This window comes from Streptomyces sp. NPDC030995, assembly GCF_055571215.1.
Window position 1 is genome coordinate 304,802 of sequence record NZ_JBVIFS010000001.1, and the last position, 20,585, is coordinate 325,386.

18 protein-coding genes are annotated in these 20,585 nt (G+C 70.5%); 10 read left to right on the top strand and 8 right to left on the bottom strand.

Annotation, left to right across the window (positions count from 1 at the left end; all coding sequences use genetic code 11):
• Positions 1 to 171: 171 nt before the first annotated feature.
• The 5 genes from ACZ45T_RS01460 (at position 172) to ACZ45T_RS01480 (ending at position 7,506) form a co-directional block, all read left to right on the top strand.
• A complete protein-coding gene (locus ACZ45T_RS01460; RefSeq protein WP_468436220.1) occupies positions 172 to 1,494 on the top strand; it encodes a glycosyltransferase in 1,323 nt (440 codons plus the stop codon).
• Positions 1,491 to 3,191 carry an ArnT family glycosyltransferase gene (locus tag ACZ45T_RS01465; RefSeq protein ID WP_468436222.1) on the top strand — a complete coding sequence of 567 codons (1,701 nt, stop codon included), beginning with the start codon at positions 1,491 to 1,493 and terminating at the stop codon, positions 3,189 to 3,191. The genes ACZ45T_RS01460 and ACZ45T_RS01465 overlap by 4 nt, the downstream gene beginning before the upstream one ends.
• 6 nt (positions 3,192 to 3,197) lie before the next feature.
• Positions 3,198 to 4,388 (top strand): glycosyltransferase, encoded by a 1,191-nt coding sequence (locus ACZ45T_RS01470; RefSeq protein WP_468436224.1) that lies wholly within the window; start codon positions 3,198 to 3,200, stop codon positions 4,386 to 4,388.
• Between the two features lie 23 nt (positions 4,389 to 4,411).
• The gene (locus ACZ45T_RS01475; protein WP_468436226.1) at positions 4,412 to 6,826 is read left to right on the top strand and encodes a galactose oxidase-like domain-containing protein; all 2,415 of its coding nucleotides are present in this window, start codon (positions 4,412 to 4,414) and stop codon (positions 6,824 to 6,826) included.
• A gap of 125 nt (positions 6,827 to 6,951) precedes the next feature.
• Positions 6,952 to 7,506, top strand: coding sequence for a hypothetical protein (locus tag ACZ45T_RS01480; RefSeq protein WP_468436228.1), 555 nt, complete (start codon positions 6,952 to 6,954; stop codon positions 7,504 to 7,506).
• Between the two features lie 16 nt (positions 7,507 to 7,522).
• Here the strand turns inward: ACZ45T_RS01480 and trhA are convergent, their stop codons facing one another.
• A complete protein-coding gene (gene trhA / locus ACZ45T_RS01485) occupies positions 7,523 to 8,206 on the bottom strand; it encodes a PAQR family membrane homeostasis protein TrhA (protein WP_468436230.1) in 684 nt (227 codons plus the stop codon).
• Between the two features lie 218 nt (positions 8,207 to 8,424).
• Between trhA and ACZ45T_RS01490 the strand changes: the two genes are divergently transcribed.
• Entirely contained in the window at positions 8,425 to 10,245 is a 1,821-nt protein-coding gene (locus ACZ45T_RS01490; RefSeq protein ID WP_468436233.1) for a phosphoenolpyruvate carboxykinase (GTP), read from the top strand.
• A gap of 111 nt (positions 10,246 to 10,356) precedes the next feature.
• On the opposite strand, the gene ACZ45T_RS01495 is transcribed toward ACZ45T_RS01490, so the two are convergent.
• The 4 genes from ACZ45T_RS01495 to ACZ45T_RS01510 are packed head-to-tail and all read right to left on the bottom strand — an operon-like array spanning position 10,357 to position 14,904.
• Positions 10,357 to 10,971, bottom strand: coding sequence for a hypothetical protein (locus ACZ45T_RS01495; RefSeq protein WP_468436235.1), 615 nt, complete (start codon positions 10,969 to 10,971; stop codon positions 10,357 to 10,359).
• Entirely contained in the window at positions 10,958 to 12,628 is a 1,671-nt protein-coding gene (locus tag ACZ45T_RS01500) for a substrate-binding and vWA domain-containing protein (RefSeq protein ID WP_468436237.1), read from the bottom strand. The genes ACZ45T_RS01495 and ACZ45T_RS01500 overlap by 14 nt, the downstream gene beginning before the upstream one ends.
• Positions 12,625 to 13,812 (bottom strand): toxic anion resistance protein, encoded by a 1,188-nt coding sequence (locus tag ACZ45T_RS01505; RefSeq protein WP_468436239.1) that lies wholly within the window; start codon positions 13,810 to 13,812, stop codon positions 12,625 to 12,627. Before ACZ45T_RS01505 ends, ACZ45T_RS01500 begins: the two co-directional genes overlap by 4 nt.
• Before the next feature lie 12 nt (positions 13,813 to 13,824).
• Positions 13,825 to 14,904: a hypothetical protein gene (locus ACZ45T_RS01510; protein WP_468436241.1), complete on the bottom strand. Its 1,080-nt coding sequence runs from the start codon at positions 14,902 to 14,904 to the stop codon at positions 13,825 to 13,827.
• A 137-nt stretch (positions 14,905 to 15,041) separates the two neighbouring features.
• On the opposite strand from ACZ45T_RS01510, the gene ACZ45T_RS01515 reads away from it, so the two are divergent.
• Positions 15,042 to 15,500 carry a hypothetical protein gene (locus ACZ45T_RS01515; RefSeq protein ID WP_468436243.1) on the top strand — a complete coding sequence of 153 codons (459 nt, stop codon included), beginning with the start codon at positions 15,042 to 15,044 and terminating at the stop codon, positions 15,498 to 15,500.
• Between the two features lie 198 nt (positions 15,501 to 15,698).
• On the opposite strand, the gene ACZ45T_RS01520 is transcribed toward ACZ45T_RS01515, so the two are convergent.
• The 3 genes from ACZ45T_RS01520 to ACZ45T_RS01530 all read right to left on the bottom strand — a co-directional run bounded on the left by ACZ45T_RS01520 (position 15,699) and on the right by ACZ45T_RS01530 (position 18,274).
• Positions 15,699 to 16,334, bottom strand: coding sequence for an RDD family protein (locus tag ACZ45T_RS01520; RefSeq protein WP_468436245.1), 636 nt, complete (start codon positions 16,332 to 16,334; stop codon positions 15,699 to 15,701).
• Between the two features lie 207 nt (positions 16,335 to 16,541).
• A complete protein-coding gene (locus tag ACZ45T_RS01525) occupies positions 16,542 to 16,949 on the bottom strand; it encodes an SCO4983 family protein (protein ID WP_468436247.1) in 408 nt (135 codons plus the stop codon).
• A gap of 113 nt (positions 16,950 to 17,062) precedes the next feature.
• On the bottom strand, positions 17,063 to 18,274 hold the full coding sequence (locus ACZ45T_RS01530; protein WP_468436249.1) for a pyridoxal phosphate-dependent aminotransferase: 1,212 nt from the start codon (positions 18,272 to 18,274) through the stop codon (positions 17,063 to 17,065).
• Positions 18,275 to 18,645: 371 nt separating this feature from the next.
• Here ACZ45T_RS01530 and ACZ45T_RS01535 point away from each other — a divergent pair, with 371 nt between their 5' ends.
• The 3 genes from ACZ45T_RS01535 to ACZ45T_RS01545 all read left to right on the top strand — a co-directional run bounded on the left by ACZ45T_RS01535 (position 18,646) and on the right by ACZ45T_RS01545 (position 20,485).
• Positions 18,646 to 18,879: a hypothetical protein gene (locus tag ACZ45T_RS01535; RefSeq protein WP_468436251.1), complete on the top strand. Its 234-nt coding sequence runs from the start codon at positions 18,646 to 18,648 to the stop codon at positions 18,877 to 18,879.
• 138 nt (positions 18,880 to 19,017) lie between these two features.
• Positions 19,018 to 19,494, top strand: coding sequence for a carboxymuconolactone decarboxylase family protein (locus ACZ45T_RS01540; RefSeq protein WP_468436253.1), 477 nt, complete (start codon positions 19,018 to 19,020; stop codon positions 19,492 to 19,494).
• Positions 19,495 to 19,561: 67 nt separating this feature from the next.
• Entirely contained in the window at positions 19,562 to 20,485 is a 924-nt protein-coding gene (locus ACZ45T_RS01545) for an RNA polymerase sigma-70 factor (RefSeq protein WP_468436255.1), read from the top strand.
• Positions 20,486 to 20,585: the final 100 nt, after the last annotated feature.

Below are 20,585 nucleotides of genomic sequence, written 5' to 3' on the forward strand. Positions count from 1 at the left end.
TCACTGCCTAATCTCGTGTCGTTGAGGAGTGACTCCTCCGGGAGTCACCGAGATGGCGCACTGGGGGGTGCGCGCAAGGGGGAAGCGGGGGCGGCGGGCCGGGGGGCCTGCCGTGAGCCCCCGGGGGGTTTGACGATGGCCGCCGGGGGGCGGCATGTCCGGGGGGACATTTTGTTCACTTCTGTGTTCATTGTTGTCATTTCGCTTGCGCTCTTCTGGATGGCCGCGTTCACGCTCTGGTGGCAGATGCACGCGTGGCGCACCCCGGAGACGCTCGCCTCCACTCGCTTCGACCGTCCCGACGGCGGCGGTCGCCTGGCCTTCTCGCTGCTGCTGCCCGCCCGCCACGAGCAGGCGGTCCTGGAGCACACGATCGACCGGCTCCTGGAGTCGAGCCACACCGACTACGAGATCATCGTGATCGTCGGACACGACGACCCCGAGACCGCCGCCGTCGCCGAGCGGGCCGCCGCCCGCGATCCGGCCCGCGTACGGGTCGTCGTCGACCACCACGAGACGAAGAACAAGCCGAAGGCCCTCAACACCGCGCTCCCGTCCTGCCGCGGCGACATCGTCGGGGTCTTCGACGCCGAGGACCAGGTCCACCCCGAGCTGCTCGCCCACGTCGACCACGCCTTCCGTTCCACCGGCGCCGACGTGGTCCAGGGCGGGGTGCAGCTCATCAACTTCCACTCCAGCTGGTACAGCCTGCGCAACTGCCTGGAGTACTTCTTCTGGTTCCGCTCCCGGCTGCACCTGCACGCCGAGAAGGGCTTCATCCCGCTCGGCGGCAACACCGTCTTCGTACGCACCGAGGTGCTGCGCGAGGCCGGCGGCTGGGACCAGGACTGCCTCGCCGAGGACTGCGACCTCGGGGTGCGGCTGTCGTCGGTCGGCAAGAAGGTGGTCGTCGCCTACGACTCCGACATGGTCACCCGCGAGGAGACGCCCGGCTCGCTGATGAGCCTGCTCAAGCAGCGCACCCGCTGGAACCAGGGCTTCCTCCAGGTGTACCGGAAGAAGGACTGGCAGCAGCTGCCCGGGCGCGGCCAGCGCTGGCTCGCCCGCTACACGCTGATGACCCCCTTCATGCAGGCCACGTCGGGTGTGATCATCCCGATCAACTTCGCCGTCGCGGTCTTCCTCGACGTACCGGTCGGCATCGCGATCATCACCTTCCTCCCCATGATCACGGCGATGGTGACCTTCGTCTTCGAGATCGTCGGGCTGCACGACTTCGGGCGGCAGTACGGGCTGCGCGTCCGCCTCGTGCACTACGTGAAGCTCGTCGTCGGCGGGCCGTTCTACCAGGTGATGCTCGCGGGCGCCGCGATCCGCGCCGTCTGGCGCGAGCAGCGCGGCCGCAACGAGTGGGAGCTGACGAGCCACACCGGCGCCCACCTGACGACGGGCACACCTCTCACGGCCACCGCAGTCTCCGCAGTCTCCGCCAGCTCCGTCTCCACCGCGATCCGAGAGGACAGCCACCAGTGACCGCAACCCTGCCCACGGCCACTGATCCCCAGCCCGAGACCGAGACCCTCACCGTCCCCGCCCAGCGGGGCGGCCGCGGCGCCGGCTCCGGCGGGCTCGGCGTACGCCCGGCCCCGCCCGCCCGCCCGCTCGTGCGCTTCCGCTCCTCCCGCCCCGACCTGCTCCTGTGCGGCGCCCTGCTGCTCGTGATCGTCCTCGTCCAGGGCTGGAACATCACCAACTTCCCGACCCTGAGCGACGACGAGGGCACCTACCTCGCCCAGGCGTGGGCCGTCCAGCAGGGCGACGGCCTGGCCCACTACACGTACTGGTACGACCATCCGCCGCTCGGCTGGATCCAGGTCGCGGGCCTGACGTACCTGCCGTCCCTCTTCGTGCCCGACTGGATGACCGTCGCGCCGATGCGGTTCTCGATGCTCGCGGTCTCCGCCGCCAGCGCCGTGCTGATCTACGTCCTCGCCCGCCGGCTGTGGCTGCCCCGCTGGGCCGCCGGGCTCGCGATGGCCCTCTTCGGGCTGTCCCCGCTCTCCGTGGTGCTCCAGCGCGAGATCTTCCTCGACAACATCGCCGTGATGTGGATCCTGCTGGCCTTCTGCCTCGCCGCGTCCCCGAGCCGCCACCTGTGGCACCACTTCGGCTCCGGGCTGGCCGCCGCCACCGCCGTCCTGACCAAGGAGACGATGCTGGTGGTGCTGCCGGCGCTGCTGGTGACGATGTGGCGCCACAGCCACCGCGACACCCGCAAGTTCGCCGTCACCGGAGCCATCACCGCCTGCGCGCTGATCGGGCTGTCGTACCCGCTCTACGCCCTCCTCAACGGCGAGCTGCTGCCCGGCTCCGGCCACGTCTCGCTCTTCGACGCCATCAGCTACCAGATGGGCCGCGAGGGCTCCGGCTTCATCCTCACGCCCGGCTCCGGCGCGAACGGCGTGTTCCGGTCCTGGCTCTACTACGACACCGTCCTGCCGCTCGGCGGACTGGCCGGCGCCGTCCTGCTGCTGGCCACCATCCGCTGGTCGGTGACCGCCCGCGCCCTGGCCGGCCCCGCCCTCGCCGCCGTGATCCTCGCCGTCGTCGCGATGCGGCCCTCCGGCTACCTCCCGGCGATGTACGTGATCCAGGCGCTGCCGTTCCTCGCCCTCGTCCTGGCCGGGGGCGCGGCCAGCATCACGCACGCCGTGCTGCGCCGCCGCCGTGGCCCGGGGGAGCGCAAGCAGGTGGTGTGGGCGCGCTGGGCGCTGGTCGGCGTACTCGCCGCGTCCGCCGCGGTGTACGTGCTGCCGCGCTGGTACGAGGGCAACCGCACCGCGCTCACGGTGGACGCGAACGCCCCGTACCGGCAGGCCGCGGCCTGGCTCGGCAGTGAGGTCGCCGATCCGGCGAACACCCGGGTGCTGCTGGACGACGCGCTCTGGCTGGACGCGGTGCACCACGGCTTCGAGCCGGGCCTCGGCGCCATCTGGTTCTACAAGGCCGACCTCGACCCCGCCGTCACCAAGGCCTTGCCGCGCGGCTGGCAGGACATCGACTACGTCGTCTCCTCGCCCACCGTGCGCCGTGACGCGGTGGACCTGCCCAACGTGCGGGCGGCGCTGGAGCATTCGGCGGTGGTGGCGGTCTTCGGGTCGGGCGAGGACCGCATCGAGATCCGCCGCACCGATCGCACCGATCGCACCGACCGTACGAGTGGGAGCTGAGCGAGTATGAGCGAGGATCTGTGGTCCCCCCATGCCCCGGTCGATGCGGAGCTCACCGCTCCGCACGTCCTGCCGGGCAGCGTCACCCTCATCATCCCGACCTTCAACGAGGCGGGGAACATCGCCGAGTTGCTGCGCCGGCTCGGTGACGCCCTGCCCGACCCGGAACACCTGCCCTGCGAGGTGCTGTTCGTGGACGACTCCACGGACGACACCCCGGCCGTCATCGAGAAGGCCGCCGCCGACCACCCCTTCCCGGTGTCCGTCCTGCACCGGGAGACGGCCGAGGGCGGCCTCGGCGGCGCCGTCGTCGAAGGGGTCAGGCGCGCGGACACCGACTGGATCGTCGTCATGGACGCCGACCTCCAGCACCCGCCCCACCTGGTGCCCGAACTCGTCGGCGAGGGGATGCGCACCGGCGCCGACCTCGTCGTCGCCTCCCGCTACATCAGCGGCGGCAGCCGCGCCGGACTCGCCGGCAGCTACCGCATCGCCGTCTCCCGCGGCGCCACATGGCTCACCAAGGGGCTCTTCCCGCGCGCGCTGCGGGGGATCAGCGACCCGATGAGCGGGTTCTTCGCCATGCGCCGCTCGGCGGTCACCGCGGCCGCACTCAAGCCCCTCGGCTACAAGATCCTTCTGGAACTGGCGGTGCGCTGCCGCCCCCGCACGGTCGCCGAGGTGCCCTTCGTCTTCCAGGACCGCTACTCGGGCGAGTCGAAGTCCACCGCCCGCGAGGGCCTGCGCTTCCTCGCCCACCTGGCTTCGTTGCGCTCCGCGACCCCGCTGGCCCGCATGATCGGCTTCGGGCTGATCGGGCTCTCCGGTTTCGTCCCGAACCTGGCCGGGCTCTGGCTGCTCACCCACGCCGGGATGCACTACCTGCCCGCCGAGATCGTCGCCAACCAGGCGGGGGTCCTGTGGAACTTCCTCCTCATCGAGACCCTGCTCTTCCGCGACCGGCGCGGTCACCGCCACTGGGCGGACCGGGTCGGGCGCTTCGCCCTGCTCGCCAACGCCGATCTGCTGCTGCGGATCCCGCTGATCGCGGTGTTCGTCGCCAAGTTCGGCATGGCGGTGCTGCCGGCGACCGCCCTCGCGCTGGTCACCACCTTCGTCCTGCGGTTCGCGGCGACCGAGGCCCTCGTCTACCTGCCGCGCAAGGCACCCAAGCCTGAACGTCACACCAGGAGTTGAGCCGCACAGAAGGGATCCTTTCGATGCGTCTGAAGATCCGGCGGAGGGCCGGGCGGCGTGCCGCCCTGCTCGCCGTCGGGGCGATGACCGCGGGCCTGCTGCTCACCGCACCGCAGCAGGCCACGGCCGGTCCGCCCAATCTGCTCTCCAACCCCGGTTTCGAGACCGCCGGCGCGCCCGGCTCCGACATGCCGTCCTGCTGGTCCAAATCCGGCTGGGGCGACAACGACTTCACCTTCGCCACCGTCGCCGACGCGCACAGCGGCACCAAGGCGATGAAGGTCTCGCTCACCCGCCGCGTGGACGGCGACCGCAAGGCCCTGGTCACCGAGAACAGCACCTGCGCCCCGACCGTCACACCGGGCAAGCAGTACGACCTGTCCGCCTGGTACAAGTCGACCACCCCGGACGTGTCGGTGACCGTGTTCCGCCGCGACACGACGGCGGGCTGGCAGTACTGGACCGACCTGCAGAATCCGCCCGTCAGCGCCGCCTGGGCGCGCACGGAGGTCCGTACCCCGGTCGTCCCGCCCAACACCGACAAGATCGCGTGGGGCCTGTCGGTCTACGGGGTGGGCACGCTCACCTCCGACGACTACGCGGTGGAGGAGGTGGGCGCCGTCCCGCCGCAGCCGACCTGCTCGGGCACGGCGGAGCAGTGCGCCAAGGGCAAGTGGGAGGTGATCGCGGCCAAGAACCCGGTGCGTTCGATGCACGCGGTCGTGCTGAAGAACGGCAAGGTGCTGCTGATCGCGGGCTCCGGCAACGACATCGCCCAGTTCAACGCGGGCACCTTCACCTCGGCCGTCTACGACCCGGCCAACGGATCCTTCAAGACGATCCCGACCCCCGTCGACATGTTCTGCGCGGGCCACGTGCAGCTGTCGGACGGCCGGGTGCTGGTCATGAGCGGCAACAAGGGGTACCCGTCGGCTGACGGCAAGATCGGCTACCAGGGGCTGAAGGACTCGTACACCTTCGACCCGGCGACCGAGGCCTACACGAAGACGAACGACATGAACGGCGGTCACTGGTACCCGTCGGCGACCGTCCTCGGCAACGGTGACGTGATCTCCTTCGGCGGGCTGAAGGAGGACTCCACGGGCAATGTGACCGCGGAGAAGTTCTCGGCGGCGCAGAACAAGTGGCTGCCGATGAACGAGGTCAACCAGACCTGGTCGTACTGGGGCCTGTACCCGTCGATGATCCTCATGCAGGACGGCCGGCTCTTCTACTCGGGCAGCCACACCTTCGGCAACGGCACCCCGGGCAGCGGCGCCTCGGTCTACGACTACGGCGCCAACACCATCACCGACGTGCCCGGGCTGCGCAACAAGGACCAGCGCGACGAGTCGGCGAGCGTGCTGCTGCCTCCGGCGCAGGACCAGCGGGTGCTGACGATCGGCGGCGGCAACAACGAGACGAACCCGGCCGCGAACCGGATCACCGACATCATCGACCTGAAGAAGCCGAGCCCCGCCTACACGGCCGGCCCGGACCTGCCGCAGGGCCTGGTGGACACCGGCACGGGCAAGCGCCCGCAGACCGGCGCCGAGGGCAAGATGTACGTGTCCGCCGTGCTGCTGCCGGACGGCAAGGTGCTGGAGACCGGCGGCGGGCTGCACGACCGGGCCGACCCGGTCTACGAGGCCTCGTTCTTCGACCCGACGACCAACACCTACCAGCCGGGCCTGGCCACCGACCCGATCCCGCGGACCTACCACTCGGCGTCCTTCCTGATGCCGGACGGCCGGGTCATGTCGGTCGGCGACAACCCGGGCAACGGCACCTACAACCACAACGTGTCGATCTACACCCCGCCCTACCTCTTCAAGGGAGCCCGCCCGCAGATCACCTCGGTGATCGACACGCAGTGGGTGTATGGGGACACGCAGCGGATCACCGTCAACCGGCCGATCGCCAAGGCGGAGCTGATCCGTCCGGCGGCGGTCACCCACTCCTCGGACCCCAACCAGCGGTTCGTGGACCTGCCGATGACCGTGGACGGCAACAACATCGACCTCAACGTCACCAGCAACCCCAACCTTGCTCCGCCCGGCTGGTACATGCTCTTCGCGGTCGACGCGAACGGCATCCCCTCCCTCGCGACCTGGGTGCACCTGGGCGGTCCGTCGGCGCTGGCCGCCACCCAGGAGCAGCCGTCCGCGCACGAGCACGACTTCGCGAACAAGCTGGCGCCCGCGAAGGGCAACCCGGCCCGGCGGGACTCCGCCCCGGTCGCGCCGAGCGTGGCCGGCTGCGACCGCCACTACGGGACGGTCAACGTGTGCGTGCCGACCCGTTTCCCGGCCGAGGTGAAGGAGACGACGAAGGCCCGCTGTGACTGGCTGGCCACCCACCAGTACCCGAAGCGCCTGAAGGTCAACGGCAGCGACCCGCTGCGGCTCGACCCCGACCGCGACGGCTACGCCTGCTGAACCCTGCACCCGGAAGGACCAGGACCCTGCCGCCCTCCGGGGCAGCAGGGTCCTGTGCGCGGTTGCGGGCCCCATTGATCAGCGGACACTGGGGAGGGATGTGGCCGCGCACAGGAGGTCGAACCATGGGACATCAGGTCAGCGCATCGCAGACCGCGCGCATCGTGCGGCTGGTGGCACGGATCAAGCCCGAGATCTACGACGGGATCGAGCCGCACGGGCCGCTGTTCATGGTCGGCGCGGTGCAGGTCCGCTCCCAAGACCGCAGCTCCGAGGTCGCCCTCAATCCCCAGCCGCTCCCGCCGCGCGAGCTTCTGCGGCTCGCCGTCCTGCAGACGGTCAAAGGGGTGGCCGAGTCGGCGATCGGGGCGCACCAGAGGGGTGGCGACGCCCGGGAGATCCTTCAGGAGGTCGGCGACGACTGGTGCCCGACCCGGCCGCATCCGAAGATCCCCTGGCCCAAGAACTGGCCGGGGCCCTGGCCTCCCGGGGAGCCCTACCCCATCGATCCCGAGTACGCGACGCCCGCCGTCCAGGCGGCGGCCGGACTGGCGTTCCAGGCCTACGCCGACGGCATCGCAGCCGAGAAGCTGAGCGCCGTCTTCGGTGAGCTGGCCGACCGGCTCTTCGACGCCGCCCTGCGCAACTCTGACTCCGACTCCGACTCCGACTCCGGCTGAGCGCCGCGCCCGTGGATCAGTGCGAGTACGCGGCGAGCGAGATGCCGACGTAGTGGGTCACGAAGGCCGCGAGCGTCAGCGAGTGGAAGACCTCGTGGAAGCCGAAGAAGCGGGGCGAGGGGTTCGGCCGCTTCATGCCGTAGATGACCCCGCCCACGCTGTAGAGGAGGCCGCCGACGATCACCAGGACCAGGACGGCGATGCCGCCGGTGCGCATGAAGTCGGGCAGGAAGAAGACCGCCGCCCAGCCCATGGCGATGTAGCAGGGGGTGTAGAGCCAGCGCGGGGCGCCGACCCAGAAGACGCGGAAGGCGATGCCGGCGGCGGCCGCGAGCCAGACCGCCCACAGCAGGGTCCGTCCGGTGGAGGGCGGCAATAGCAGGACGGTCAGCGGGGTATAGGTACCCGCGATGATCAGAAAAATGTTGGCGTGGTCGAGCCGTCGCAAGATGGCCTCGCCGCGCGGTCCCCAGGTGCCGCGGTGGTAGACCGCGCTCACGCCGAAGAGCAGGCAGGCGGTGAGGATGTAGACGCCGCAGGCCACGCGCGCCTTGGTCGAGTCGGTGAAGGCCATCAGCACCAGACCCGCCACGACCACGGCGGGGAACATCCCGAGGTGCAGCCAGCCGCGCATCAGCGGCTTGGCCTCCGGTTCGACCGATGCGGCGGCGGCCGGTGCGGCGGCGGCGTCAGAAGTCATGCACGCATGCTACCTACGGGTCCGTAGGTTTCTGTCAGTCCTCTTTACGGAAGATTGACGGACGTGGCGATGCTCACGTGAGAGGCCCTCTGGACATATGCGCACATGCACCGGATGATCAGATGAGTGCGGTCGGCACCGGATGAGCGGAGCGCGAAGCGTCCGGGTCGCAGCCCCCACGGGGCATACACCAAACACCCCCTCAACAAGGAGCAATCGTGGCGCGCGACAACGCGGCTCCCACCATCCCGACGACTCACCAGGAGCTGATCTCCTGGGTGGACGAGATCGCAGCCCTCACCCAGCCGGACCGCGTCGTCTGGTGCGACGGCTCCGAGGGCGAGTACGAGCGCCTGTGCGAGGAGCTCGTCGCCAAGGGAACGTTCAAGAAGCTCGACGAGACGAAGCGCCCGAACTCGTACTACGCCGCCTCCGACCCGTCCGACGTCGCGCGCGTCGAGGACCGGACCTTCATCTGCTCCGAGAAGGAAGAGGACGCGGGCCCCACGAACCACTGGAAGGCTCCTTCTGAGATGAAGGAGATCTTTGCAGGGCAGGAAGGTATCTTCCGCGGCTCGATGAAGGGCCGGACGATGTACGTCGTCCCCTTCTGCATGGGCCCCCTCGGCTCCGAGCTCTCCGCGATCGGCGTCGAGATCACCGACTCCGCCTACGTCGCGGTCGCCATGCGCACCATGACCCGCATGGGCAAGGCCGTCCTGGACGAGCTCGGCACCGACGGCTTCTTCGTCAAGGCCGTCCACACCCTCGGCGCTCCGCTCGCCGAGGGCGAGGCCGACGTCCCGTGGCCGTGCAACACCACCAAGTACATCTCGCACTTCCCCGAGAGCCGCGAGATCTGGTCCTACGGATCCGGCTACGGCGGCAACGCCCTGCTCGGCAAGAAGTGCTACGCGCTGCGCATCGCCTCCGTCATGGCGCGTGACGAGGGCTGGCTCGCCGAGCACATGCTGATCCTCAAGCTCACCCCGCCGCAGGGCGAGGCGAAGTACGTCGCGGCCGCCTTCCCGAGCGCCTGCGGCAAGACCAACCTGGCCATGCTGGAGCCCACGATCCCCGGCTGGACGGTCGAGACCATCGGCGACGACATCGCCTGGATGCGCTTCGGCGAGGACGGTCGCCTGTACGCGATCAACCCCGAGGCCGGCTTCTTCGGCGTCGCGCCCGGCACCGGCGAGCACACCAACGCCAACGCCATGAAGACGATGTACGCGAACACCGTCTTCACCAACGTCGCGCTCACCGACGACGGCGATGTGTGGTGGGAGGGCATGACCGAAGAGGCGCCCAAGCACCTCATCGACTGGAAGGGCAACGACTGGACTCCGGACTCGGAGACCCCCGCCGCCCACCCCAACGCCCGCTTCGCCGTCCCGGCCGCCCAGTGCCCGACGATCGCCCCCGAGTGGGAGGACCCCAAGGGCGTCCCGATCTCCGCGATCCTCTTCGGCGGCCGCCGCGCCTCCGCCGTGCCGCTGGTCACCGAGTCCTTCGACTGGAACCACGGCGTCTTCATCGGCTCGAACATCGCGTCCGAGAAGACCGCCGCCGCCGAGGGCAAGGTCGGCGAGCTGCGCCGCGACCCCTTCGCCATGCTGCCGTTCTGCGGCTACAACATGGGCGACTACATGGCCCACTGGGTCAAGGTGGCCGCGGACAAGGACCAGGCCAAGCTCCCGAAGATCTACTACGTGAACTGGTTCCGCAAGAACGACGCGGGCAAGTTCGTGTGGCCGGGCTTCGGCGAGAACAGCCGCGTCCTGAAGTGGATCGTCGGCCGCCTCGAGGGCACCGCCGAGGGCGTCGAGACCCCCATCGGCATCCTGCCGACCAAGGACTCCCTCGACCTCGAAGGCCTGGACCTCCCGGCCGCGGACCTGGACTTCCTCCTCACCGTCGACAAGGAGGTCTGGCGCGAGGAGGCCGCCCTGGTCCCCGAGCACCTGAACACCTACGGCGACCACACTCCCAAGGAGCTGTGGGACCAGTACCACGCGCTCGTGGAGCGCCTGGGCTGAGCCAGGACGCGCCCTGAAGAAGGGCCAATGAACGTGGGAGCCCCCGACCAAGCGGCGTCCCACCGCTGTGGGAGCCCCCGACCAAGCGGTTCCCACCGCAGCACCGGCCTGTCAGGAGCGTCCGCGCTCCTCCAGATAGGTCGTGTGCGTCTGCTGACGGCCGGCTTCCGCTTCGCGGAGGTCGGCCGTCAGTCGTTCCGCCTCCCCGAACAGCAGGTCCAGTTGCCGCTCCAGCTGCCGCTCGGGGGACTCGCCGCCCGGCGTGAGCCGTGCCCACCAGCGGGTCCGGTCGTAGGTGTCCACGCACTCCGGCACGTCCTGGCGGACCGCGCGCGACACCGCGTGCACCGACTCCGGATCGGCGGCCAGTACCTCCGCCACCCACCCCGGATCGAGCAGGGCCTCGTAGAAGCCCATCAGCTCGGTGAGCCGGCCATCGGCGGCCGACGGCAGATCCACCCCGGCCACGTACTCGCGCAGCCGCCCGAAGTCCTCGCGCAGTACGCCGAGTTCCGCGCCCGGGTCGAAGGTCGGCGCCGCCGTCCGCTCCGGCGGGGCGATCAGCGCGCCCGCCCCGTACAGCCCGGCGACCACCACCGGCCAGTACGCGCCGGCCACCCCGGCGAGGGTGAGGCCCACGCCGGCCACGCCGCAGGCGCAGCCGGCCAGGTTCTTCTTCGACTCCAGGAAGCCGAGCAGGCTCCCGGCGCCCCTACTGGTAGCCACGGATCTCCTCGAAGGCTCCGGCCAGCGAACCGTTTCCGTCGGTGGCGTCGAAGAGCCGCCCGCCGGTCAGGTCGGTGATGTGGGTGAGCTCCTTGCGGTCCGAGTCGCCGAACAGCACCGCGAAGACCGGCGTCTGCTTCTGCGCCTCGGGCAGTGCGGCGTAGAACGAGTCGAAGTGCTTGGCCCCGACGCCGTCCGTGTTCTCGCCGTCCGTCATCAGCACGATCGAGGTGAACGCGTCCCCGCCGCCCTTGCCGAGCTGCTGGTACGCCGCCTCCAGGCTGCTGTAGATCGCCGTACCCCCCTCCGGGTACAGCGACTTCACGTCGCCGCGGATCGCATCCAGGGCCGGCCCCGGATCGCCGGGCTCGACGACGTGCGTCAGCACCTCCTTCACCTTGGACCCGAACGGCAGCAGCGTCACCTCCTCGCGGTCCCGGAACCGCTCCCCGGTGCCCGAACTCCCGCTGCCCGTCAGGTCGGTGAGCGCCGCCTTCAGCCGCCCGAGGCGGCCCTCGTCGTTCATCGAACCCGAGGTGTCCAGGACGTACACCGTCCGCGAGGGCCGGCGCAGCTCGTTCTCGTACGAGGCCAGCAGCCCGTCGGCGACCGAACGCGAGCCGGGGAAGGGCAGCTCGCGCCGCTTTTCCGCGTCCAGCCCGGCGGCCGGCGCCACCCCGGTCGCGACCGGGCGGCGGAAGGTCTGCTCGGTGATGGCCTTCTGCGCCTCGGGGCCGCGCAGGTAATCCGTCAGCGCCCGCCCCGAATCGCGGGCCCCGGCCGGGGCCGAGGTCAGCAGGGTCAGCGGGTAGTGGGCGGTGACCACGCCGTCCCGCGGCCGGATCACCGTCAGGTTCGCGTGCGCGTCCCGGTTCATGGAAAGCAGTACGGACTCGTAGTTGACGAGCGCGTCCACGTCCCCGCGCTTGGCGTAGGCGGAGGCCAGCCAGCCCGAGGAGCCCGAGGTCAGCTTCTGCCCCGCGAAGAACTCCTTCAGCTTGGGCGCGGCCGCCTTCACGTCCGCGTCACTCAGCGCCGCCTGCGCGCCCGACAGCCCCGAGGCCACCGAAATCATCGCGGAGAAGCCCGAGTTGGAACGCACCGGATCCGTCATGCCGTACGTCAGCTTCCCGGCGGCGACGGCCTCGTGGACCGTCGACCAGGTCACCGCCTCCGGCTTCCAGCCGAGCCGGGCGAGCGCCTCCGGCTTCACACCGAGGGCGACGGGCGAGGCCATCACCGGGGTCTCGTTGGCGAGCTTCCCGGCGGCCTCGGGACGCAGCCGCAGGTAGTCGTTGGAGGACAGCCAGATCGCGTCGTACTTGCCGTCGGCCTTTCCGGAGGCGACCTGCTCGACGGCGTCGAGCGTCCCGGACCAGGTGAGGTTCACCGTGACCCCGGTGGCCTTCCTGGCCTGCTCCAGCACGGGCTCCACATCGGCCAGCTCACTGGAAGCCAGCACCCGCAGGGTGCCCTCCTTGTAGGCCGACTCCTTGGGCTTGGCGGGCGCGTCGGCGGTGCAGCCGCTCGTGCCGACGAGCGAAGCGAGAACCAGGCCCGCGATCCAGCCCAGCCGGCGACTGAGGCGGACCGACCCAGCCCCGCCGGCGTTTGAGGCGCGGGGTCTGGGGCGGAGCCCCAGCAGCGGCGCGCTCACTGCGCACCCCCCTCAAGCACACCGGCGGTCCGCGTCCGAGCCAGGTACTCCGAAGCGGTGCGCAGCTCACCCGCCAGGGATTCCACCGTCGCGGCCATGTTCTGCGTGGCCTGCACCTTGAAGGTGTCGATCGCGTCGAGCGTCTTGTAGATCTGCGCGAAGGCCGTCCGCAGCGTCTGTGCCCCCACCGCCGGGTCGGCCGCGATCCGCTGGATCTCGCCGCTCTGCGTGGACAGCATCTCCGCGTTGCCCCGGATCAGGTCCTCCGTGGTGCCCTTCAGGGCGTTGACCTGCTCGATCACCTTGCGCTGGTTGTCGAGGGCCGAGGCCAGCATCACGGCGATCCGCAGCGCCGACACGGTGGTGGTGGCGGCCCGGTCGACGCCCTTGATCAGCTCGTCGTTGTTGCGCCGGACCACGTCCATCGCCAGGTAGCCCTGCGCGCAGACGGCCAGCTGCGTCAGCAGGTCCTGGTGCTTCTGCCGGACCGGGAAGAGCACGTCCGAGCGCATCGCGTCGGCCGCCTGCGGATCCGCGTGTTCCGCCTCGGCGATCCGCTGCTCGACGGCGGTGTCCAGGGCCTCGGTGAGGACGGCGTACTCCTGGAGCTTGCCCATGGTCTCCCAGAGGCGCGCGCGTTCGGTGTGCAGGGCCGCGTTGTCCCGGCGCAGCTCGTCCTGGCCGCTGCGCAGCGAGCCCACGATCCTGTTGAGGGTGGCCTGCGAGGAGGCGTACTTCGCCACGTGGTCGCGGAACTTGTTGCCGCCCGGCAGCTTCGCGAGCAGCTTGCGGGCCCCCTTGGCCGGGGTGTCGCGCGGGTCGAGGTCCTCGACGGTGCGGCGCAGTTCGACGAGGGAGCCGGCGACGCGCGCCTGGGCGTCGCCGCCGCCGTCGGAGCCGAGGGAGCGCACGGCCCGCTCCAGCATCCGGTTGGACTGCTGGGCGGCGGTGCGGACGTCGGCCGCACCCAGCCCGGCGATCTCGCCGATGCGCTGCGCGAACTCGGGGGAGCGCGGGTCGATCCCGGCGAGCTGGCCCACGTACTCCCCGGCTCGGCGGGCCATCTCCTCGTGGACGCCGTCCTGGAGCGGGACCAGGCCGGAGGCCTGTTCCCGGCGGACGGGGGCGACGGGCTCGGGAGCGCTGAGGACGAACGTGCCGTCCTCGGGAGGTGTCAGTGTCATCGTGATGTCCCTCTAACCCTTGGCGCGCTGGGCCAGCGCCATGAGGATCTTGACGGTGGGCGTGCCGACCTGGCGGATGCCGGTGAGCCCCGGGTTGAGGTACGCGGCGTGCGGGGCGGTCGCGGCGGTGAACTGGGCCACGCCGTCCTGCGGGCGGAACCCGCGCTGCATGGCCAGCTCGCGCAGCCTGGGGTCGGTGGTGAGGAGGGTGCCGAGCTCGCGCGCCTTGTCGTTCAGCGGGACGAAGGTGTGCGCCGTGTTGACGGTGGTGTCCGGATAGAGCACGACCATCTCGCCCGGGTCCTGGCTCTGGAGCAGCATCGAGGCCACCTGGGACTCGTAGGCCAGGATCAGGGGTTCGCCGCTGCCGCTGACGAAGGCGCGGAAGGGACCGTCGGTGCTGGGCTCCAGGGAGCCCTGGACGGAGATCAGCTTCCGCATCAGGGGCGCGGTGCGCTCGATCCCCGCGTCGTCGGCGACCACGGTGTTGCCGTTCGCGACGTTGGAGGCGGCGGCGAGGAAGAGGGCGCCCGAGTTGGAGGTGGCCGGGTCGGTGGTCTTGATGAACACCGTGCCGGTCAGCTCGGCGTAGGCGGAGGAGCCGGGCAGCTGCTGCCAGGTGCGGTCCTCGCCGGCGGCCTTGAGGAAGGGCCCCATGAGCAGGGTCCCGGTGTTCTTGCCGGTCATCTTGGCGAGGCCGTTGCCGGCCAGCACCTGGGCCGCGTTGGGGCGGGCCACGACGACGAGCGGGGAGTAGAAGGGCTTGGTCTCCTGGGCCCCCTTGACCCCGGCCGCGGCTGCGACCTCCTTGGCGGGTTCACTGCTGCTGGGGAAGGCGAAGTCGAACTCCTTGAGGGCGAGTTGGTCCATCGCCCAGGAGCCGGATGTCTCCGTCTTCACGGTGTAGCCCTTGGCGGCAAGGGCCTTGACGACGTCAGGGTCGCGGAAGAATTCGGACTTCTCCGAGCCGATGACGCCACGCACGGTCTTCGTTGCCGTGGTTTCTGGGTGATCCTGCCCCTGGAATGCGACGACGTAGATCACGCCGCCGATCAGGAGGAGGCCCAGGACGATTCCTAGGATGCGTCTCACGGGTGCAGCGTGCTCGCGGAAACCCACATTCCCCGATGAGTTGAATGAACGTCAGGTGTCCAGGCGGTCCCACTTCGAAATGCTGTGTGAGCCCTCGGGTGCTGGTGGGTGGGGCGGCATCCCGGGAGGATCGGGGCATGGGCGTGAGCGTGAGCGCGTTGAAGTGGCAGGGCTGGCTGGTCGGCCTGGTGACGCTGGCCGGGCTGCTGGTGTTCGCCCCGCTGGGGCTGTACGTGTGGGCGAGCGGCGGCGGACCGCCCGAGGCGCCGCCGCGGGCTGCGGTGGAGGACGTACGGGTCACCGGGTGCCGCGTCGATCCGGCGAGCCGGCGGGTGGTGGCCGCCGTGCAGGCGGCGGGCCGGGCCGAGGGTCCCGGCGCGTACGTGGTCACGGTGGAGTTCCGCGACCGCGCCGAACCGGACCCCGGGCGGCGGGCCTCCCAGGCCCTGGTGAAGATCCCGGGCGTGGCACCGGGCGCGACCGAGTACGGGGAGGCGGTCGGCCCGGTGTGGCCGGTGGCGACGGTTCCGTGGTGCGGGGTCGCCGGCGCGGAGTTCACGCAGACGACGCCGCCGACGCAGCCGCAGCCGGGCTAGTGCTGTGACCGGAAAGGTTCACCGGGTCGCGGCCCCCGGCACGGCACCTCGCCGCGTTGTCGGACCGCGCCGGTACGTCCAGTACGAGCCGCGGCCCTCCGCCTTGCGGTGCACCGCACCGGACGCCGCGACCCGGCAAACCTTTCCGGCCACAGCACTAGCGTCGCCACCGGCCCTCACGGGCACGCGGCCTCGGCCTTACTTGACCTTGATGACGACGGTGGCGCACACCTTGTCGGCGAAGGTCTGCTTCTTGGCGTCCCACAGCGGCCACAGCCAGCCGAGGTAGCAGGGGATGCCGTCGAGGATGTGGGCCAGCTTGCGGACGAACGCCATGCCGAAGCCGAGCGTGGCGCCGTCGGCCTCCCGGTGCAGGCTGATGCCGACGACCTTCTTGCCGGTCGTCTGGCCGGTGGTCCCCTCCTTGTAGAGCTGGAAGAAGGCCATGCCGATGGCGTACAGCATGGCGACGAGGCCCAGCACGGGGCCGACCCCGGAGTCGTCGCCGATGCCTGCGGAGATGCCCATCACCGCGTACATCGGGCCAGCGATGATCAGCAGGTCGAGCAGGTACGCACCCACGCGCAGGCCCCAGTGGGCCAGCGGCGGCATGCCCGCGCCCGGCATGCCCGGCATCCCCGGCGGCGGGTACGCGCCGTACGGCGGGGGCGTCTGCTGCGGGTAGCCGTACTGCGGAGCCGCACCCTGCGGGGGCTGCTGGGGGTAGCCGTACTGCGGGGGCACGCCCTGCGGGGCCTGCTGCCCGTAGCCGGGCTGGCCCTGCGGAGGCTGCTGGGGCTGGCCGTAAGGGTTGTTCGGGTCGCCGAAGCTCATGGCGAAATCTCTCCAAGGTGCCGAAACGGGGACGAAGCGCAGTGGAGGAGATGGAGCATGTGAGCGGCCTCCCCCGTGCTGCCGCGATCTATCAGCCCTCATCGTGTTCGGAGCGCCGGAAGTTGTCCAGTTTCGATGCCCCGCACCGTGGACCGTGGAGGGCATGGCGCCCGGTCCGGAGCCTCCGCGGCCCCGGACCGGGGCCGTCTAGAGGGCGCCGGCCAGGTCCAGGGGCTCCGTGGACTTCAGGGCGGCGGCGTGCGCGTCCATGCGCTCGGCGGCGAGGATCGCGACGGTGGTGTCGGCGCGGGACGCGGCGACGAGGAGCGCGCGGGCGGCGAGGTCGTACGCGCGCCGGTGCAGGGCGGAGGTGTCCCCGTCCCCGGCGGGCCCCTGCGGCGCGCGAACGGGCTGCGCTCCGCGCAGGCGCGTGATCTGGGCGGCGATCTCGGCGGCGGCCTCGTCGAGCCCGAGCTCGTCGGTGACGGCCAGCAGGGCCGCGAGGTGGCCGGCGAGCTGGATGTCGAGGGCTTCGCCGCGGGTGCTGTGAGGGTGGTCGGTGTGGTGGGCGCCCATGCGGCGGACGACCGACTTGGTACGGATCGGCTCGTACATGAGGAGGCCTCCTGCGGGGTCAGGAGACCATCCTACATTGGATTGGTTCTAAAGTTGAGCTAGATCCTGTTGTTGGCCGAGTATGGCCTGTCGGTCGTCCGTCCGGTGCGGCCTTACAGCTGGCTGTAGCCGTCGAGGAAGTTCCCGATCCGCGTCACCGCGTCGGCCAGATCCTTGGCGTTCGGCAGGGTCACGATCCGGAAGTGGTCGGGCTCGGGCCAGTTGAAGCCCGTGCCGTGCACGACCATGATCTTCTCGGCGCGCAGCAGGTCGAGGACCATCTGCCGGTCGTCCTTGATCTTGTAGACCGACGGGTCGAGCTTGGGGAAGGCGTAGAGCGCGCCCTTCGGCTTCACGCAGGTGACGCCCGGGATCTGGGTGAGCAGGTCGTAAGCCGTGTCGCGCTGCTCCAGGATCCGCCCGCCGGGCAGGACCAGGTCGTTGATCGACTGACGGCCGCCGAGAGCGGTGGCGATGGCGTGCTGCGAGGGCATGTTCGCGCACAGGCGCATGTTCGCGAGGATCGTGAGGCCCTCGATGTAGCTGGAGGCGTGCTTCTTCGGGCCGCAGACCGCCATCCAGCCGGCCCGGTAGCCAGCGACGCGGTAGTTCTTCGAGAGCCCGTTGAAGGTCAGCGTCAGCAGGTCGGGCGCGATGGCGGCGGTGTTGGTGTGCGTGACGCCGTCGTAGAGGATCCGGTCGTAGATCTCGTCCGAGCAGACGACCAGGTTGTGGCGGCGGGCGATGTCCGTGAGCCCGCGCAGCATTTCGTCGTCGTAGACGGCGCCGGTCGGGTTGTTCGGGTTGATGATCACGATCGCCTTGGTGCGGTCGGTCACCTTGCGCTCGATGTCGGCGAGGTCCGGCATCCAGTCGGACTGCTCGTCGCAGCGGTAGTGCACGGCCGTGCCGCCGGCGAGGGCGACGGACGCGGTCCACAGCGGGTAGTCCGGCGCGGGGACCAGTACCTCGTCACCGTCGTCGAGCAGCGCCTGCATCGACATCTGGATCAGTTCGGAGACGCCGTTGCCGAGGTAGACGTCCTCGACGTCGAGGTCGATGCCCTTGGTCTGGTAGTGCTGCATGACCGCGCGGCGCGCGCTGAGCAGACCCTTCGCGTCACCGTAACCGTGGGCGTTGCCCAGGTTGCGGAGCATGTCCTCAAGGATCTCGGGCGGGCATTCGAAGCCGAAGGCCGCGGGGTTGCCGGTGTTGAGCTTGAGGATGCGATGACCTGCTGCTTCGAGCCGCATCGCCTCTTCGAGCACGGGGCCGCGGATCTCGTAGCAGACATTGGCGAGTTTGGTTGACTGGATCACCTGCATGACGGGAGCTTACGGGCCCGGGCGCGGGCTTGACGCGCGATTTCACCGGGGGATCAGAAGAGGGATATGTCCCATTTCGCGCAATAGGTGGGTGGGGGTGTGGTCCACCCTTGGAATCCGGGGCCTGACCTGCGATCCGGCCTGCGGAATGGGTGCGACCGGAGAGCGGTGCGGCGCGAGATGTTGCGCTCGTCACCCTGGGGGTCCGGGACGCGGGCTGAGTACCCGGGCTGAGTATCCGGGCTGAGTACGCGCACTCATGCGGCGGGCCGGTCCCCGGTGGAGGCTGGGGGCATGCACGAGGGCGGGGGCGATCTTCATGATGCTCCTGCTGCTGATCATGAGCAGCATCGACCGAGGGGCGCGGGGCAGTGGAGTTCGTAGTCGGTGACATGGCGATCACCACGGTCGGCACGGATGGTGACGACCGGGCGATCGAGTTCCTGGTGACGCCGAAGGGGGCCGTCGAGGAGGGCCACTTCGTGATCCACCGCGAACACGACCAGGGCTGGGAGACGGCCCGCCTCTCGATCGACCCGGACTCGGGCAGCGTCCCGGTGGCCGCGGTGGAATGGGCGGTGGAGTTCGCCCGCGAGTACCTCTGACGGCTCTCCGGCGCCTTCGGCACGTCTGACGCCCCTCCCGGCGGCGGGGAGACGCGGGTCACATCCGTCCGTGTCACAGGGGGTCGGGCTGCCCCGTCTCAAGGGGTGTAGCCACTGACGACCACGGAGGAGCACACCATGGACGCGCGACTGAACCTCTTCACCGGCCCGACCGTCGGCAAGGCCCTCAAGCACTTCATGGCGGCGGGCAAGGTGATCAAGGAGTCGCCGCTGCCGGCCGCGACGCAGGAGCTGGTGGCGCTGCGCGTGAGCCAGATCAACGGCTGCGCCGTCTGCATAGACATGCACACCAAGGAGGCCACCGCCGCCGGCGAGACCTCCGTACGGCTGCACCTGGTGGCGGCCTGGCGGGAGGCCACGGTCTTCACCGAGGCCGAGCGCGCCGCGCTGGAGCTGGCGGAGCAGGGGACCCGGGTCGCGGACGCGGCCGGCGGGGTCGGCGACGAGGTCTGGGCGCGCGCCGCCACGCACTACGACGAGGAGCAGCTCACCGCCCTGGTGCTGCTGATCTCGCTCATGAACATGGCGAACCGGGTCAACCTCATCACCCAGCAGCCGGCCGGCGACTACGAGCCCGGCCAACTCCCGGGATGATCAAGAGAAGCCGCCTGCGCCGACGAGTACGGCGAGGCGGGAGGGGATCAAGGGGAGGGGAGCCGGCGTGAGCAAGGTCGAGGAGTTCGAGGAGCTGCGGCCGCTGCTGTTTTCGATCGCTTACCGGATCCTGGGCAGCGTGAGCGAGGCCGAGGACGCGGTGCAGGAGACGTGGCTGCGCTTCGACGGCTCGGCGACCCGGCCCACGTCGACCAAGGCCTTCCTGTCGACCACGGTGACACGGATCTCGATCGACGTACTGCGTTCCGCGCGGGTGCGGCGGGAGGAGTACGTCGGGCCGTGGTTCCCCGAGCCGCTGCTGAGCGATCCGTACCAGGATCCGGCGAGGTCGGTGGAGCTGGCCGACTCGGTGTCGATGGCGGCGCTGCTCCTGCTGGAGCGGCTCAGCCCGCTGGAGCGGGCGGTCTTCCTGCTGCGGGACGTGTTCGCCTTCGGGTTCGACGAGGTCGCCACGGCGGTGGGGCGTTCGGAGGCGGCGTGCCGGCAACTGCTGGTGCGGGCGCGGCGGCACATGGAGGCCGGGCGGCCGCGCTTCGAAGCGGACCGCCAGGAGCGGCAGGAGCTGGCGACGCGGTTCTTCGAGGCGCTGAAGGACGGCGACGTGGGCGGACTGCAGAACCTGCTGGCCACCGACGTGCAGATGGTCGGGGACGGCGGCGGCAAGGCCCCGCAGCTGGCCAGGGCCGTCATCGGCGCGGAGAACGTGGCCCGGCTGCTGGGTGCGGCCTTCCCCTGGCTGCTCCAGGTCGACGTGACGTTCGAGCTGCACGAGATCAACGGCCAGCCCGGCGCGATCTTCCGCGACCGGGACGGCCGGATCCTGTACGCCATGGCCCTGGATGTGCTCGACGGGCAGGTCCAGACGATCCGCTCGGTGCTCAACCCCGACAAGCTCGCCCACCTCGGCCCGGTCGCCGACGCCTGGGCCGTCGACCACGAGCTGAGGCAGGTCCGCCGCCAGAAGAGGTGACCGTCGTGAGGCCTGGGCGGTGCGGGCGGTCCGGTTGGCCCGGGTGGTCCGGCTCCGGCTTCGGTGGCGGCGTCCGGGGCGTGCCGAGTGGCCGTGGCAC